The 15,213-nt window shown below is 37.4% G+C and carries 15 protein-coding genes and 1 pseudogene; 9 read left to right on the top strand and 7 right to left on the bottom strand.

The annotated features are described in order from the left end of the window. The first annotated feature begins 26 nt into the window (after positions 1-26). Genes K2F26_RS14785 through K2F26_RS14770 form a run of 4 tightly spaced genes read left to right on the top strand, consistent with a single transcriptional unit; the run spans position 27 to position 2,260 of the window. The gene (locus tag K2F26_RS14785) at positions 27-254 is read left to right on the top strand and encodes a hypothetical protein (RefSeq protein ID WP_220608437.1); all 228 of its coding nucleotides are present in this window, start codon (positions 27-29) and stop codon (positions 252-254) included. After that, positions 254-670 carry a type II toxin-antitoxin system VapC family toxin gene (locus tag K2F26_RS14780; RefSeq protein WP_220608436.1) on the top strand — a complete coding sequence of 139 codons (417 nt, stop codon included), beginning with the start codon at positions 254-256 and terminating at the stop codon, positions 668-670. Before K2F26_RS14785 ends, K2F26_RS14780 begins: the two co-directional genes overlap by 1 nt. A gap of 19 nt (positions 671-689) precedes the next feature. Further along, positions 690-1,739 carry an AAA family ATPase gene (locus tag K2F26_RS14775; RefSeq protein WP_220608435.1) on the top strand — a complete coding sequence of 350 codons (1,050 nt, stop codon included), beginning with the start codon at positions 690-692 and terminating at the stop codon, positions 1,737-1,739. Positions 1,740-1,741: 2 nt separating this feature from the next. After that, positions 1,742-2,260 carry a cysteine--tRNA ligase gene (locus tag K2F26_RS14770; protein WP_220608434.1) on the top strand — a complete coding sequence of 173 codons (519 nt, stop codon included), beginning with the start codon at positions 1,742-1,744 and terminating at the stop codon, positions 2,258-2,260. 492 nt (positions 2,261-2,752) lie between these two features. Here K2F26_RS14770 and K2F26_RS14765 read toward each other — a convergent pair whose 3' ends face one another. The 3 genes from K2F26_RS14765 to K2F26_RS14755 all read right to left on the bottom strand — a co-directional run bounded on the left by K2F26_RS14765 (position 2,753) and on the right by K2F26_RS14755 (position 5,904). Continuing rightward, on the bottom strand, positions 2,753-3,511 hold the full coding sequence (locus K2F26_RS14765) for a Uma2 family endonuclease (RefSeq protein WP_220608433.1): 759 nt from the start codon (positions 3,509-3,511) through the stop codon (positions 2,753-2,755). A gap of 205 nt (positions 3,512-3,716) precedes the next feature. Beyond that, positions 3,717-3,887, bottom strand: coding sequence for a hypothetical protein (locus K2F26_RS14760; protein WP_220608432.1), 171 nt, complete (start codon positions 3,885-3,887; stop codon positions 3,717-3,719). Positions 3,888-4,110: 223 nt separating this feature from the next. Beyond that, a complete protein-coding gene (locus tag K2F26_RS14755) occupies positions 4,111-5,904 on the bottom strand; it encodes a lectin-like protein (protein WP_220608431.1) in 1,794 nt (597 codons plus the stop codon). A gap of 762 nt (positions 5,905-6,666) precedes the next feature. Between K2F26_RS14755 and K2F26_RS25460 the strand changes: the two are divergent. The 4 genes and pseudogenes from K2F26_RS25460 to K2F26_RS14740 form a co-directional block, all read left to right on the top strand. Further along, positions 6,667-6,858: pseudogene (locus K2F26_RS25460) on the top strand (hypothetical protein); the annotation flags it as partial. Positions 6,859-6,994: 136 nt separating this feature from the next. Next, positions 6,995-7,987 carry a PRC-barrel domain-containing protein gene (locus K2F26_RS14750; protein ID WP_220608430.1) on the top strand — a complete coding sequence of 331 codons (993 nt, stop codon included), beginning with the start codon at positions 6,995-6,997 and terminating at the stop codon, positions 7,985-7,987. Positions 7,988-8,062: 75 nt separating this feature from the next. Continuing rightward, positions 8,063-8,323, top strand: a complete 261-nt coding sequence (locus K2F26_RS14745; protein ID WP_220608429.1) for a hypothetical protein — start codon at positions 8,063-8,065, stop codon at positions 8,321-8,323. Further along, positions 8,320-8,727: a type II toxin-antitoxin system VapC family toxin gene (locus K2F26_RS14740; protein ID WP_220608428.1), complete on the top strand. Its 408-nt coding sequence runs from the start codon at positions 8,320-8,322 to the stop codon at positions 8,725-8,727. Before K2F26_RS14745 ends, K2F26_RS14740 begins: the two co-directional genes overlap by 4 nt. A 69-nt stretch (positions 8,728-8,796) precedes the next feature. Here K2F26_RS14740 and K2F26_RS14735 read toward each other — a convergent pair whose 3' ends face one another. Continuing rightward, complete coding sequence (locus K2F26_RS14735; protein WP_220608427.1) at positions 8,797-9,162, bottom strand: hypothetical protein; 366 nt, start codon at positions 9,160-9,162, stop codon at positions 8,797-8,799. Between the two features lie 344 nt (positions 9,163-9,506). Between K2F26_RS14735 and K2F26_RS14730 the strand changes: the two genes are divergently transcribed. Beyond that, positions 9,507-11,897 (top strand): NACHT domain-containing protein, encoded by a 2,391-nt coding sequence (locus K2F26_RS14730; RefSeq protein ID WP_220608426.1) that lies wholly within the window; start codon positions 9,507-9,509, stop codon positions 11,895-11,897. A gap of 431 nt (positions 11,898-12,328) precedes the next feature. On the opposite strand, the gene K2F26_RS14725 is transcribed toward K2F26_RS14730, so the two are convergent. The 3 genes from K2F26_RS14725 to K2F26_RS14715 all read right to left on the bottom strand — a co-directional run bounded on the left by K2F26_RS14725 (position 12,329) and on the right by K2F26_RS14715 (position 15,078). Further along, entirely contained in the window at positions 12,329-12,898 is a 570-nt protein-coding gene (locus tag K2F26_RS14725; protein ID WP_220608425.1) for a hypothetical protein, read from the bottom strand. 194 nt (positions 12,899-13,092) lie between these two features. Further along, entirely contained in the window at positions 13,093-14,193 is a 1,101-nt protein-coding gene (locus K2F26_RS14720) for a tetratricopeptide repeat protein (RefSeq protein WP_220608424.1), read from the bottom strand. Positions 14,194-14,325: 132 nt separating this feature from the next. After that, the gene (locus K2F26_RS14715) at positions 14,326-15,078 is read right to left on the bottom strand and encodes an MBL fold metallo-hydrolase (protein ID WP_220608423.1); all 753 of its coding nucleotides are present in this window, start codon (positions 15,076-15,078) and stop codon (positions 14,326-14,328) included. Positions 15,079-15,213: the final 135 nt, after the last annotated feature.

Here is a 15,213-nt window from a genome sequence, read left to right as displayed (position 1 = left end):
CAACCATTCAACCATAGGAGCTATCTATGTTGTTACAAGAACTTAAAGAGCAGATATTTCAACTACCATCAAGCGATCGCCTTGCGTTAGTCAGTGCCATAATTGAGTCATTGCAAAATCAGCCAACTTTCAATGTTGATCGCTCTGGTGCAATTCAACGGATGCGGGGCTTATTGAAAACAGACCAACCTGCACCAACTGATGAGCAAGTAGCTGCAATGTTAGAAGAGCGACGAGTGGAGAAGTATCTTTAGTGAGAGTTTTAGTTGATACCAATATTGTCCTAGATTTTCTGTTGCAACGAGAGCCATTTTCCCAAGATGCAGAACTGCTGTTTCAAGCCATTGATAGTGGTCAAGTTGTTGGCTATGTGACAGCAACAACGCTAACTGATATTTTCTATATTGCTCGCAAACATACTCTCAGCATTGAGCAAGCACGGCAAGCAGTATCAGAAACTTTGACTGTTATGGTTATTTGTCCCGTTAACCGAGCCGTTTTAGAATCAGCATTAAAATCTGGGTTGGCTGATTTTGAAGATGCAGTGCAAATTTTTTGTGCGGTCGAGCAGGGATTAAACGCTATTCTGACACGCGATGCTAAAGGTTTTTTAAGTTCTTCTATACCTGTGCTATCAATACAGGAATTGTTGCAACGATTAAGCAAGTAATACAGAATTAAAATAATTTATGCTAAATAATATAAATATTAAAAACTTCACAGTTTTTCCTAGTGCAAATCTCCAATTCTCTAAATATCTGAATGTAATCGTTGGAGAAAATGGATCGGGGAAAACACATCTTCTGAAAGTCGTCTATTCAGCACTTGCAACCAGTTGGGAAGAAAGCCGCAAACCAACAAGCAGTACACCAACAAAAACTTTATTGCAAACTCGTCTAGCAGACAAGCTCATCAATGTTTTTCGTCCAGAATCTCTTGGCCGACTTACTAGAAGAAAGCAAGGACGTGAGAGATGTGACATTAAACTCTTGTTTGAAGATAAGCAGTTCAATTTTGAATTTAGCTTCTCTACAAACAGTAAAACAGAGGTGCTAATAGAGCAAGTTCCCAAGGCTTGGCTGGACAGTTCTCCAGCTTATATCCCAACTCGTGAGTTACTCAGTATTTTCCCAAACTTTGTTTCAGTGTACGAAGGCCATTACCTTGAATTTGAAGAGACTTGGCGAGACACTTGTATACTTATAGGCGCTCCTTTACAGCGAGGGACTAAAGAAAAAAGAATCCAAGAATTGTTAACTCCACTTGAACAGGCAATGGGTGGCTCAATTGAGCTAGATAAAAATGGACGTTTTTATTTGAAGAATGAGCGCGGTCGCTTTGAGATGCCACTTGTTGCAGAAGGCCAGCGTAAACTAGCGATGTTAGCGCGTTTGATCGCCACTGGGGTATTAATTGAGAAAGGTTTCTTATTCTGGGATGAACCTGAAGCAAATCTCAATCCACTTCTAATCAAACAAGTAGCTCAAAGCATTGTAAATCTAAGCAAAACAGGTATTCAAGTATTTATTGCTACTCATAGTTTATTCCTATTGCGTGAGCTTGAAATATTAATGACAGATAAGCAAAATATTGAACTCAACTCAAGATTCTTTGGTTTGCACTTTTCAGATGACGGTGTTGTGGTCAACCAAGGAGATGCAATTGACGAAATTGGCGATATTACAACACTGGACGAAGAGCTTGCTCAATCTGATCGTTTTATTAGTAGTGGAGTTTGAGTGTGATAAATATCCAGATTGATAGCTTGATATTTACCTTTCCTGATTCATGGAAAGTTTGCAAGTACGATGAATGGGCTTTTTATCGTCACCAGTTCTCTAAGATGTCGCCGGGAATTAAAGCAGTTGATCTTCTCGCAATTGAGAATCAGGTGATATGGTTAATTGAAGCTAAGGACTATAGACAGCATCCTCGGACAAAAACCATAGATTTAGCAGATGAAGTAGTCCAAAAAGTCTTGTATACCCTTGCGGCTATGTTACCTGCCAAGATTCACGCATCAGACATCTGCGAAAGTAATTTTGCTAGAGAAATTTTGAAAGGGCAACGGTTGTGTGTTATTTTGCATCTTGAGCAGCCAGTAAAAACTTCAAAGTTATTTCCGCGTGCTATTGATCCTTCAAAAGTACAGCTTAAATTAAGAACTCTAATCAAACCAATTGATCCGCATCCAAAAGTCGTTGAGTCTACCCAGATGCAAGGGTTAGAGTGGACAGTGACAGGAACTATGAATACTTAGGGCTTGCTGAATAAACATGAAAAGATTACAGGTAAAGGGTTTGAGCCGTTTTCAGGTAAAAAAAGTGCAAGCTTTTACGGGGTGGAAACTTAAAAACCTTGCATTTAATTCCTACTCAAAGGAAAAATCGTTCCTATCCAACTCTTGAAACTGTCACCGTGGCGTAGCACCGTGGCGTAGCACCTGTCACCTGTCATCACGACAAGACTTTCTCAGCAAACCCTACTTAGGTCTTGCTGATAGCGGAGCGTGGCGTAAGCCATATAAACGCAAAACGCAGATAAATCAAGAGTTACAGACGGGTAAAAGGAAAATCAGATGCCAGGTATTTGAAGGGTGTGGTAGGAAAACATTGCATTTCACCTCTGATAGCTCCAAAAATTTGGTAGTGTCAGATAGCTAGAACTATTCCCTATTCCCTATTCCCAGGCTATATGAAAAGACTTTTTCATCAAACCCTGTATAATCAATTTTGCTTACCTACTTGCAATACTACAAATTAACTCCTTTTTCTGCTAGTAACTGTCTTAATTTAGCTAATTCTGCTTCGGCTAAATCTGCACGTTGTTTTTCCTGTTCTGCACGTTGCTTTTCTTGTTCTACTGGTGTAGGCAACCAGTTATGATCTCGATCATACCAACGTAGCCACGATCTGGTTAATCCCTGATATTCTCCATGCCATAATCCTAAACCCAGTTCTGCTTCTTCTAACCATACCCCTAGTCCATTTATTGGCAAAGATTGATAACGACTCATTACCAACCCAAAACAATTAAACTCATCTGTATAACGGTTATAAACAAAATAATAGGGGATTCTGAGAATTTGTTCATAAACTGACCATTTATTAGGAGGCTGATTAACTTCCCTTAAACTTCTACCTAAATCCTCTGCTTCTGTACCTGGTGATATCAATTCTATAGCTACGAAAGGATTTACTCCCTCCTGCCAAGTAACGTAACTTAATCTGAGTTCTGTTTCTTGATAAAATCGAGACACCCCCAATACTGCAAACCAATCTGGGCGCTTATACCATTGGGGATGGCGGGAATCATAATATAAGTTTAAATCACTACCTGTAAATATATTATCTTCACTATAGGTAGGTGGACGAAAGGTAATACGTAACAATTCAGGCTGTAATAAGTGAAATTCATCTGGCAATCCTGGTTCCTCCTGATTTTCACTAGGTAAATCATACATAGTTGGCAATGCTTCTTGAGGAGATAATGGTGGATCTATTTGATACATGATTAATTAGCTCCCTGCGTTAGCGTCGCTGATTGAGGATAATGTTCGCAATTTGAGCATTTAAACTTATTATAACCACCCAGCTTAACATAGATGTGACTACAGGAGGACACGGTTGCTCTGAGTATGACTGTCTGAAAAAATCTCAATTTAAAGTCCCCCTTGTTTAGCAGGGCGTTTTCAAAGTGGGGGGTAAATTGCAAAATCATTTACCCAAAACCCTTTTCCACAGGTCAATAGATGCTTTTTTTTCTAATTTTTGATTAATTAATATGAAAAACAAGCCCAAGTATTGATGCTCAAAAGGTTCTAGCGATCGCAAATTTCGAGAATGAAAACGCCCTGCTTGTTTAGGGAGATTTAGTAGGACATTCAAATATTTGATACATGATCAGATACTTTTAAAACATCCCCTCAAAACATGGTACTAACTTAGAGGATGTTTGAAAAGTTTTTAATGTATAAATAAACCCCTCTCCAAACCTCTCCCCGACGCGGGAAGAGGCTTTGAAACCCCCATTCCCTTGTAGGGAAGGGGGGAAGGGGGGTTAGGTTTCTAGAGATTATCGCGTTTCATCTAATACTTTTCAAACAACCTCTTAGACTACAGTGAAGTCAACACTTGTAATTAATGTGAAACTAACATTTTGCAAAGTAGCGAAAATTTCACCACTGCTCGTATTTCCAACTAACTCGTTAGCCAGATTATTACCTATGATGGTATCGTTTTGAGTAGTACCAACCACATTTAGGAAATTCTGCACATTTAAGGTGATAGAATTAATCGGCGCTGGTAATCCGTTGATGATCAGGCTATTAGTGGCTAGATTGACGTTGAGGGATGTGGTGGTAGCGATTCCAGTGGATGCGTCTATGGTGTTAGATTGGCCTGTAGCACCAATTACAGTTTCTACGCTTACAATTGTATCTGTACCAAAAGAGCCTTTATTAACGATTCCACCTGCTAACAGGGTAATTGCTTCCGTAAGACTGCTATAGTTAACTGTATCGCTTCCTAAACCGCCGTTAATTGTATCATCACCTGTGCTACCGATAATTGTGTCATTGCCGCCATTGATTTCGATGATTCCTCGGAAATTAGCTATGCCAGCATCATCCCATTTTCCAGGATTTTGAAAATTGATCCAAGCATAGTCTTGACCACCAAAATCATTAGGTTCACCTGGAGCCCAGTTAGTATAAGTTACAGCTTCTCCATTTGCCCATTTAAATGTTCCTTCGGTCACTTCATCTGTCAAACCAATCCATAAACCTTCTGAACCACCAAAGGTATTAACTAGAAATTGATTTTCCGCAGCATCATTAACGGTAACAAGATTACCACCTAAAGTAACCGCTTGTGCTTGTGCTTGTGTCCAAGTACCTGCATTACTTAAGAGGTAAAATTTGCCATTATAGGTGAAAATGGGAGCAGTAATAGCAGAGGTAAAATCACCAAAAATCTGATCATTTCCTCCCCCACCATTGAGGGTATCATTACCGGCATTCCCTATTAGTGTATTATTGCCATCATCCCCAGTAATTGTGTCATTATTGGCTGTACCAATAACATTGACAAAATTATGAACAGAAAAAGACAAAGTGGGGAAAGCACTATCACCGATATTCACAACTAGGGATTTAGTCGCTAAATTGGCATTAATGGTAGCAGTGCCGGTGGCTGTGGAAGCATCAATAATGTTAGTTAGACCTGTTGCAGCGATAATGTTCTCTATACCAACCAGTTGGTCTGTTCCTGCTGTACCTTTGGTAACTACTCCTGTTGGTTTCAGGGTAATGGCTTGACCTATGGCACTGTAATTTGCTGTGTCTTGACCAATACCCCCATTAATTGTATCGTTGCCGGCGCTACCGATGATTGTGTCATTAGATGGGTTAGCGATTTCGATGATTCCTCGGAAATTAGCTATGCCAGCATCATCCCATTTTCCAGGATTTTGAAAATTGATCCAAGCATAGTCTTGACCACCAGAATCATTAGGTTCACCTGGAGCCCAGTTAGTATAAGTTACAGCTTCTCCATTTGCCCATTTAAATGTTCCTTCGGTCACTTCATCTGTCAAACCAATCCATAAACCTTCTGAACCACCAAAGGTGTTAACCAGAAATTGATTTTCCGCAGCATCATTAACGGTAACAAGATTACCACCTAAAGTAACCGCTTGTGCTTGTGCTTGCGTCCAAGTACCTGCATTACTCAAGAGGTAAAATTTGCCATTATAGGTGAAATAGGGTACGGAGACATCACCAAAAATCTGATCATTTCCTCCCCCACCATTGAGGGTATCATTACCACCTAAACCATTGAGAATATCGTCACTCGTTGTACCGAGGAGGTTGTCTGCTGCTGCTGTTCCTGTAATAGTCGGCATATTTTTATGTTGATTTGTAAAGATTTGTAGATATTTGTAAATCTAATTTGTACTGTTATTTCTTGTCAACTAGTTAAATTACTGAAAAAAAAAGCGGCTTTTATCAAGGAAAATTTGTGCTTTTTTTACCTTAAAAACCAAAACAGGACTTAGGCAAATTTCTGTGACACTTATTCCTATTATTACATGATAATCAGATGTACTCTATTTAAGTATGGTGTGATTATAGTGGGCAGGACTTGTACTGAGCTTGTCGAAGTATATCCGTACCACAATATTTAGCCGGATAAAATTGTATAATTTAGCTGTATTTTTTCCTTACTTAATGGGTAAATACTCAAAATCAAGGGCGAATATACTGATTAATGAAGTTATATTTCAGAGAAATATTCTTGAATTGTAAATGTATGAATAAATATATATGACTTACTTAAAAACTTTTTGGTTGACATTACACCTTGCTATGGGGGCTTTGAGCCGCAATTCTTGTAATATAGAAAGACGATGATTGGCTGGGGTGCACTAGGGCAAAAGTAAGTATTATCATCCTTTTACAGCCATTTTTAAGTAAAAAAACCAGATTTTAATCAAAGTTTCGCACCAAAACGCAAAGGAGGAAAGACACGAAAGAGTAGATTAATTCAGAGTTGTGATATATTGGTCTTGAGTTCAAGAAGCGTAGATCCTTGAGAAGTAGTGAAAGTCCTGATCTGAGACTGCACAAGAGTTAGAATTAACGTACAGTGCGTAAGTCCTAAAGTAATATTTTTAGATGGGGCAAATGTAGAAAGATTAGCTAAAATGATTAAAGAACAGGCATAACAAGCGCAGTTTATCGTTGTCAGTTTGCACCTTCCGACGATAAAATCAGCCGAACGCACAATTGGCGTAACTCAAGCTAGAGGTGATAAGCAAAAGGCAAGAGGCAAAAGGCAAAAGGCAAGAGTAGAATAATATTCTGACCAATTACCCATTACCAATTACCCATTACCAATTACCAATCACCTTGATTTTCTGTTAAAAATAGTTTATATACAAACCGGATTCGAGATTGCCTACGGCACGCTAAGATAACAGGACGACCTATAGAATGACCTCCGAACAAATAATTAGACGTTCCGATATATTAAACACCCAAGTAATTACCCGCGATAATGGCAAAAGGCTGGGTATAGTGAGTCAACTTTGGGTAGACATTGATCAAAGAGAGGTTGTGGCGCTTGGGTTGCGAGACAGCCTGATCTCTATCTCTGGACTGCCTCGCCAAATGTATCTTAGCAGTATCAACCAAATCGGTGATGTGATCTTGGTTGATAATGAAGATGTGATCGAAGATGTTGATGTGGAAGCTCTCAGTAACTTGATGAACTGGGAAGTGATCACGGAAACAGGGGAAGTATTAGGCAGAGTTAGGGGCTTTAAATTCAATGGCGAAAGTGGTAAAATTTACTCTATCGTCATCGCCTCCTTGGGAGTACCCCAAATACCTGACCAGTTTTTGAGTACCTATGAAATATCCATAGATGAAGTTGTCAGCACCGGACCGAGTAGACTGATTGTATTTGAAGGTGCAGAAGAACGGGTAAACCAGTTAACAGTCGGTGTTTTAGAACGGTTGGGTATTGGTAGAGCGCCTTGGGAAAGAGATGCAGAAGAAGAATATGGTTATTCTGCACCCCGCGCAGTTTCTCCAGCAAACCAGTTACCTAGTGGTGTACCTTTAGAACCCCCTAAACCCAAAGTTCGCACTCCTGAACCTGTAGCACAGGAAGAGGAAGAATGGACCGAAGATTATATAGAAGAAGAAATACCACAGCGTCGGGTAATGGAAGCCCGCGCTTATGAATCCATACGCTACGAAGAGGAAGAAGATAACTGGAGTGAAGCAACGAGTAGCGATAGATATCAAGCACCAGCACCTAAAAAACCAGCACCTCAACCCTATAGCAAAACCTACGCTGATGAATATGATGATTATGATGATGTAGAAGGTGATGCTTGGGATGATGCTCCCAAACCTGTGAATATTCCTAAGAAGGTGAAGGAAAGACAGGTGGAATACGAGGAAGAAGGCGGATATTAAGTTTTGTAAACCCCCACTACTAAGAGTTAGAGGGGGTTTTGATTAATGAAACTTTTTTCGGGAAAAGATGAAACTATGATTAGCACGAATGTTTGTCTTGAAAATGAAGTAAAACAGTTTTTAATTAAAGCTGCTGCGGTGAAAGGAATTTCGGTAGAATCTTTAGCTTCAGAAATTATCAATGCTGTTATTCGAGAGCAGTTTAATATTATTCCTGAAGATACCATTTCTACACCACGACGTAAACCTGTTTTAGCTGGAACACAACCATTTTCTTTCCTTGCAACTTCTGAAGAGTCGGGTATTCCTGTTGATGAATGGGAAATGGAAAAATGATTATTCTTGATACTCATATTTGGGTGTGGTGGAATCAAGATTCGCCTCAATTAACAGAATTTTATAAGGAAGTAATTGAAAATTCTCGCGCTGATGGTATTGGTATATCTAGTATTAGTTTAATTGAAATTTCTAGATTAGTTGAGCGTGGTCGGTTAATTTTACCCAAACCTTTAGAAGAATGGTTTTCCATAGCTTTAGCTGAAGAAGGAGTTTTGTTAATTCCTATTACTCCAGCTATTGCTATTGAAGCTTATTCTCTACCTGGTGACTTTCATAAAGATCTGGCTGATAGGATTATTGTTGCTACTGCCAGGGTTTATAATTGTCCTTTGGTAACAGTTGATCAAAATATTATTGCTTATCCTCATGTCAGTTTGATTTCAGAAAAAACAATTTTGTAATGTATCTTTTGAATTGTATTTTCTGCTGACTTGAAAGAGGATAGGCTAGAAGCCCATCACACAATATTACTACTGATTGTCCCTGTCCTGATTAACCTTTTTATCTTCCTGATGATCTTCCTTGTTGCTCCCTTTGAGAACTTGTGCAAAGTCAGCTACAGCATGGATAACTGTTGATATACAGTCACCTAGATATTTCAATTCTTCTGGACTAGATTTCCATACCTTGATTACCCCTCCTGTTGCTACTATTACCATAGATGTACCTAAACCCCATGCTACTGGACTATAAGGATGGTCAGAAACGGCTTTGTAAATGTCTCTTGGTTGCTGGGTTGCTACTTCAATAATGTGATCAGATTTGGTTTCTAAGGAAGTAGAAAATGGTAAGTTATTTCCAACTAAATTGTTTTCTTGATTATTAATTAAGGACATCTGGGAACTCCTATGATTTGTTATTGTTGCTCCCAACATATCAAGTAGGTAAACATTTTGCTTGCTTTTTCATTATATATTTCACTACCTTTTCTCTGAAATTATGCAAACAGCGTTATTTTTATGACTCTGCACTCCTGGATACTTAGCATTGATACAGTGTGATTTTTTTGTAATTTGCATCTGCTATTTCTGGGTTTATTCGGTAGGTGCAAGATGTGAGTAAAGCTTTAGACTTAAACCTAGAAGATTGAATTGACACCACACCCCCGGAAGATACTCCCCCAGTTCCACCAGAACACAAACCAACCACATCAAGAAACTGGCCGGATATCTGCCGTGGAATGTTGCAAAACCAAGCAACTAGCAATAAACTATTACACCAAGATGAGGATACAAAAAAAGAACGCGAACAGATTTATGTACCCTTAGCACTGGTGCAGCGTAAGAAAGTAGAGAAACGAGATAAAGGTGACTTTGCACCAGATGCAGGTACACAGTTATATAAACCAAACTATGAACAGGAACAAAAATTTGAACATGAGGCTTTTTTAAGTCAAATTTTAGAACAGGGAGAAGGTAAAACCAAAGGACGACAAGTAGCATTAATTGGTGAACCAGGTGCAGGAAAAACCACGCTGCTACAAACTATTGCATTTTGGATTTTAGAGAAAGATTTGGGTTTGCCAATTTGGATTTCTTTGGCAGACTTGGGACGAAATGATAATACAATAAATTTACAACAATATATTTGTGAAATTTGGTTAAAACAAGCTGTTTCCGCTACAGAATTGACTCCTGAAAAGCAAGCAGATTTCCAGCAGCAAATGGCACAGGGACGGGTGTGGTTGCTGTTGGATGGTGCTGATGAAATGTCTGTGGGGACTCAGTTTCACCAACCTTTAGAAACTATCGCCCAGCAGTTAAAAGGATGGATAGGGCAGAAAACGCGGGTGGTGTTAACTTGTCGGTTGAATGTGTGGCAAGCTGATGTTAATGCACTATCGGAGTTTGAAACCTATCGCTTACTTGATTTTGACTATCCCTCGCAAGTGCATCAGTTTATTAATAACTGGTTTGGCAATGGAAAAGAAAGGGAAAAAGGCGAAAGGTTAAAAACAGAATTAGGTAAAACAGAAAAAGCACGGTTACAGGATTTGATTCAAAATCCTTTGCGGTTGACGCTGTTATGTAGTATTTGGCAACGGGAAGAAGGAAATTTACCAGAAACCAGAGCGGGATTATATCAACAGTTTGTCAATTATATTTATAAATGGAAATCCGATAAATTTCCTACTACTAAAAAACAACAACACGAATTAAATACAGGTTTAGGGAAGTTAGCACTGGGGGATATAGAATCAAGTGGTTCGCGGTTTCGCTTGCGTGAAGATTTTATTATTAATAAAAAAGATATTAAAGAAGGGTTGGGATATCCTGATGATGAAAATTCCCTGTTTTATCTGGCTTTAAAACTGGGTTGGTTAAATCATGTGGGTATAGCCGCAGAATCACCAACTCAAAAGGTTTATGCTTTTTATCATGCTACCTTTGAGGAATATTTTGCAGCTTTAGCTGTTGATAAGTGGACATATTTTTTCCATCATCATGCTGAAAATTTCAGTCAAGGTACATATCGGATTTTTCAACCCCAGTGGAAGGAAGTAATTTTATTGTGGTTGGGAAGAGAGGATGTAGAAGAGGAACAAAAAGCAGCATTTATTCAAGCTTTATGCAGTTTTCAGGATGGGTGTGGTGAATTTTATCAATATCGTGCTTTCTTTTTAGCTGCTGCGGGAATTGATCAATTTAAAGAATGTAAATTATCAGATCAGATTGTAGCAGAACTTATTCGCTATGGTTTTGGTTATTTTGACAAAGATCAACAAAATTGGGTAAGATTCACTGACACATTAGCAACCACAGCTACAAAAGTTATCCCAGAAACAAATCATCAACAAGCTATCCAGGCTTTGGTTGATTTAATCCGCATTTCTGATAATGAAGATACCAAGATAACGGCGGCTGAAAGCTTAGTAGAAATAGGAAATGGCAATGAATATGCTATCCAGGCTTTGGTTAATTTAATCGGCATTTCTGATAATGAATATACCAAGATAAGGGCGGCTGAAAGCTTAGTAAAAATAGATAATGGCAATGAATATGCTATCCAGGCTTTGGTTGATTTAATCCGCATTTCTGATAATGAAGATACCAAGATAACGGCGGCTGAAAGCTTAGTAGAAATAGGAAATGGCAATGAATATGCTATCCAGGCTTTGGTTAATTTAATCGGCATTTCTGATAATGAATATACCAAGATAAGGGCGGCTGAAAGCTTAGTAAAAATAGATAATGGCAATGAATATGCTATCCAGGCTTTGGTTGATTTAATCCGCAATTCTGATAATGAATATACCAAGATAAGGGCGGCTGAAAGCTTATTAAAAATAGATAATGGCAATGAATATGCTATCCAGGCTTTGGTTGATTTAATCCGCATTTCTGATGATGAATATACCAAGATAAGGGCGGCTGAAAGCTTAGATAAAATTACAGAAGTTGAACAAATGGCAATGGTAATTACTCATTTGCACAAATATTTACCAAAAGATGTTTATGAAAAAGATTATTTGAGTTTTGACACAAAAATTTATCAACTTTTCTGGAACTTTGCCCAAAACCTGAGTTACCCTGAATTTTATGCAGCTTGGCAGCAAGGAATTGAAAATTAAACAAATGGGAGTTCAAGGAAAATAATCTCACCCCTCTCCAAACCTCTCCCCCCGTGGGGGAGAGGCTTTAATTTTTCTGTTTACTGCAATAAAATTTATTCTTGTTCACTCTCCTTGTAGTTTTTGTAGGTTGGGTTAAGCGATAGCGCAACCCAACAAAAGCTTATAAGTACCCAAGCAAAATTAATTCAACATATTAAGTGAAAACAAAAATGTCTGTATTCCTTACCTGTTGCCAGTTAAGAGTTCCCTGTTCCCTCTCGTAACTATAAAATTTATTTTGCACGACTACTTAAATGTTGGGTTTCGTTCCTCAACCCAACCTACGTGAGTTTACTCTTTTTCTATTAATAACAGTTATTCTTGTTCACTCTCCTTGTAGGAGAGGGTTAGGGAGAGGTTCTTCCCATACTTGGAAAATTCAAAATTAACTATGGTGTAATCACAGACTTAGCCATTTCTACCAAATCTTTCTGGTTTCCTGCTTTTATGCCAATAGTGTACTGTACTCCTTTTTGTCGCCAGGTTAAGGTAGCATCAGAACAATTAGCACCACATTTAGCATCTACAAAATACGCAGTTTTACCCTTAGCTAAAGATACCGCTTTACCAGTGAGTTTAGGGGTTTTACTATTAATAGCTTCCGCGCTAATTATACCAAAACGGCAAGCTGTACCACCATTACAATCAGGGCTAAATCCTAGTAATATATCATACTTGTTTTTGTTGGCTGTTTCGATAATTGCGTAAAGTGGGTTTTCCCCTTCCAAACCAGGAATATAGTTAGGTAATAAAATTGTAATTTTCGTATTTTTTTTTAACTGAGGTAAAATTGACTTAAAAACTGGGTGCGGTTGAGCAGTTTTACTATTAACCTGCTGTTTTGCTATTACCTGCGGCTTATTTTTTACCGATGCTTGAGCAACATCATGAAAATAGCTGCTACTAACTAGGAAAAATAAAGCTAACAAAGCACTACTTTTTTTAAAGTTAAAAATCATATTCACACACCTGGGTGATTAAAAAGAATATTACAAATATAACAATCCTCAATCATTCGTCAATAAGAAAATTACTGAAATCTTCAAATAATCCTGAAAATCCTTAAATACTGAAAATCTTGATCCTGACAATCTGCGTTTATCTGCGTTCTTATCCTGAAAATCTTGATTCTGACAATCATAAATCCTGTAAATCAAAAATTTAAAATGTCTAAAGATTCTTCAATTTCTAAATCTAAAATAATCGCTTGAGTATCTTTATGTTGTTCTATTTTTCCATCTTGCCAATACAAATCCGCTGCTTTCTGGAAATCTTCAATTGCTCCCTGTTTATCTCCTATAATTAATCTGCTATTTCCTCGATTATAATAAGCATCTGTATAATTAGGTTTAATTTTGATCACTTTACTAAAATCATTGATTGCTAATTCATAGTTGCCTAAATCAAAATGAGCATTACCACGATCATAATAAATATCTTCATCATTAGCATTTATCTTAATTGCCTGATTATAATCTTCAATTGCTCCTTCATAATCTCCTAATTCATAACGCATATTTCCTCGATTTTTATAATCTATAATATCATCATTATTGTCAAGAATATCATCTTGTAATTCAATTCCTTTAAGTATTTTTTTCTGCTCATATAAAACCTGCTGATTTTGTGAATCTATATGATCATTATCTATAGAAGTGGGGAAATTTTCTAAATAAGATAATAAACCTCCACCGTATAATAGTTGATGGATACCAAAGGAAATTTTACCAGTTTTTAATTTAATCATTTTTGTCGGTAAAAATCCTGCTAAAAATAAATGATATTCTGATTGCGCTTCATTAACTTCTTGTTTAATTAAAATACAAACAATAACTGTATTTTTTTCAACTTCCTCTGCACTTACCGACCATCTTACCTGCTCAATTGTACCATGACGAGATTTAACTTGTATACGAATTTCCGGATTTTTGGTTAGTGTAAAATCATGTCTTCCATCTCCTCCCATTCGTTTTTCATAATCAACTTCTGTAATTAAATCTGCTAAACGTTCTTTAACAAGTTCTTCTCCTAATTTACCTTTAAGATTACTAATAAAAACGTTACGCACTGGGGAAGTGCGTTTATATTTTTCTGCCATTAACCAGCAAAAATTCCTTAATATTGTTAATCTTTCTCCTGAAATAATAGTTAATTCACTATAATTTCCTGGTGTTTCACAGTGCAGGAGACAACCAGAATTTAATCTTTTAATAAAATCAGATTGTAGCGATCGCAATAAGGTAATCCAATCCATTTCACTAGGGAACAGGGAACAGGGAACAGGGAACAGGGAACAGGGAACAGAAAATAGGAAATGGGGAACAGGGAATAGGTGAAATTATTACTGTCACCTGTCACCTGTCACCTGTTATCTGTCACCTACTTCCTAAAATGTTACCTGTTCACCTGGTTTAGCTGCAATAACTCGCGTAGCTAAATTGTTTTTTTCTAATAATCCCTGAAATTCTTCAACACTTCCCTTTGCTTGCAAAAAGTTGTTTAATACACCCTCAAATTGAACATCTCCACCAGCAGCAGTAGGAAGGATAATTCGCGGTTTTAACCATTTAGCAACTTCTAAAGCACTATTCATTCCTTTAATTATTGGTAGTCCCAAAGGTAAACTTAAATCAATAATTGGTGTAATTACCACATCTACTGGTGCAAACTGCTGGAGTTGGTTTGAATGATTTCCATGCGGTTCATAATACAATTTTACACCACTGGCTAACTCTTTTATCAGATAACCATTTTCTAACAAAGTTGGTCCAATTTGAGAACCAGGAACAGCTTTAATTTCTACTTGATTATTTAAAGTGAAAATCTCACCATGATCAAGAGTAGTTATATTTTTATAACCCAATTCTTTTACTACTTTAGTTGCATTGGGAGACGCAACAACCTGAATATTCTTATCCAGTTTTTTCAAAGTTGGGGGATGTGCATGATCTTCCAAACCTTGAGACAACAAAATCAAATCTATATTTTCTGGTATTTGTCGATCTTGCGTTCGAGAACCTTTAAATAACCAATCTAAATTATTAAAGGTTAATGAGTCCACCAACCAAGGATCTAAAAGTATCCGCTGTCCACCAATTTCCATTAACCAACTATTGCTGTCTAACCAAGTGAAATACATAACTTTGAAGGTAGTAAGAGTAATGCTGATTTTTATTATTTATTATAATATTTATTATAATATTTATTATAATATTTATTATCATATTTATGATAGTTTTACGAACTGATCACACTGATTTTAAACACGAATACA

This window comes from Sphaerospermopsis torques-reginae ITEP-024 (assembly GCF_019598945.1).
In the GTDB taxonomy this organism is placed as follows: domain Bacteria; phylum Cyanobacteriota; class Cyanobacteriia; order Cyanobacteriales; family Nostocaceae; genus Sphaerospermopsis.
Note: the sequence above shows the minus strand (reverse complement) of the source record. Positions and strands in the feature narration are given on the sequence as shown.

What these genes read in the sequence shown, in the direction of transcription:
- K2F26_RS14740 (WP_220608428.1), top strand. Translation starts at nt 8,320, where the DNA reads ATGATTATTCTTGATACTCATATTTGGGTGTGGTGGAATCAAGATTCG.
- K2F26_RS14720 (WP_220608424.1), bottom strand. Translation starts at nt 14,193, where the DNA reads ATGGATTGGATTACCTTATTGCGATCGCTACAATCTGATTTTATTAAA.
- K2F26_RS14765 (WP_220608433.1), bottom strand. Translation starts at nt 3,511, where the DNA reads ATGTATCAAATAGATCCACCATTATCTCCTCAAGAAGCATTGCCAACT.
- K2F26_RS14750 (WP_220608430.1), top strand. Translation starts at nt 6,995, where the DNA reads ATGACCTCCGAACAAATAATTAGACGTTCCGATATATTAAACACCCAA.
- K2F26_RS14730 (WP_220608426.1), top strand. Translation starts at nt 9,507, where the DNA reads ATGTTGCAAAACCAAGCAACTAGCAATAAACTATTACACCAAGATGAG.
- K2F26_RS14715 (WP_220608423.1), bottom strand. Translation starts at nt 15,078, where the DNA reads ATGTATTTCACTTGGTTAGACAGCAATAGTTGGTTAATGGAAATTGGT.
- K2F26_RS14725 (WP_220608425.1), bottom strand. Translation starts at nt 12,898, where the DNA reads ATGATTTTTAACTTTAAAAAAAGTAGTGCTTTGTTAGCTTTATTTTTC.
- K2F26_RS14755 (WP_220608431.1), bottom strand. Translation starts at nt 5,904, where the DNA reads ATGCCGACTATTACAGGAACAGCAGCAGCAGACAACCTCCTCGGTACA.
- K2F26_RS14785 (WP_220608437.1), top strand. Translation starts at nt 27, where the DNA reads ATGTTGTTACAAGAACTTAAAGAGCAGATATTTCAACTACCATCAAGC.
- K2F26_RS14735 (WP_220608427.1), bottom strand. Translation starts at nt 9,162, where the DNA reads ATGTCCTTAATTAATAATCAAGAAAACAATTTAGTTGGAAATAACTTA.
- K2F26_RS14775 (WP_220608435.1), top strand. Translation starts at nt 690, where the DNA reads ATGCTAAATAATATAAATATTAAAAACTTCACAGTTTTTCCTAGTGCA.
- K2F26_RS14745 (WP_220608429.1), top strand. Translation starts at nt 8,063, where the DNA reads ATGATTAGCACGAATGTTTGTCTTGAAAATGAAGTAAAACAGTTTTTA.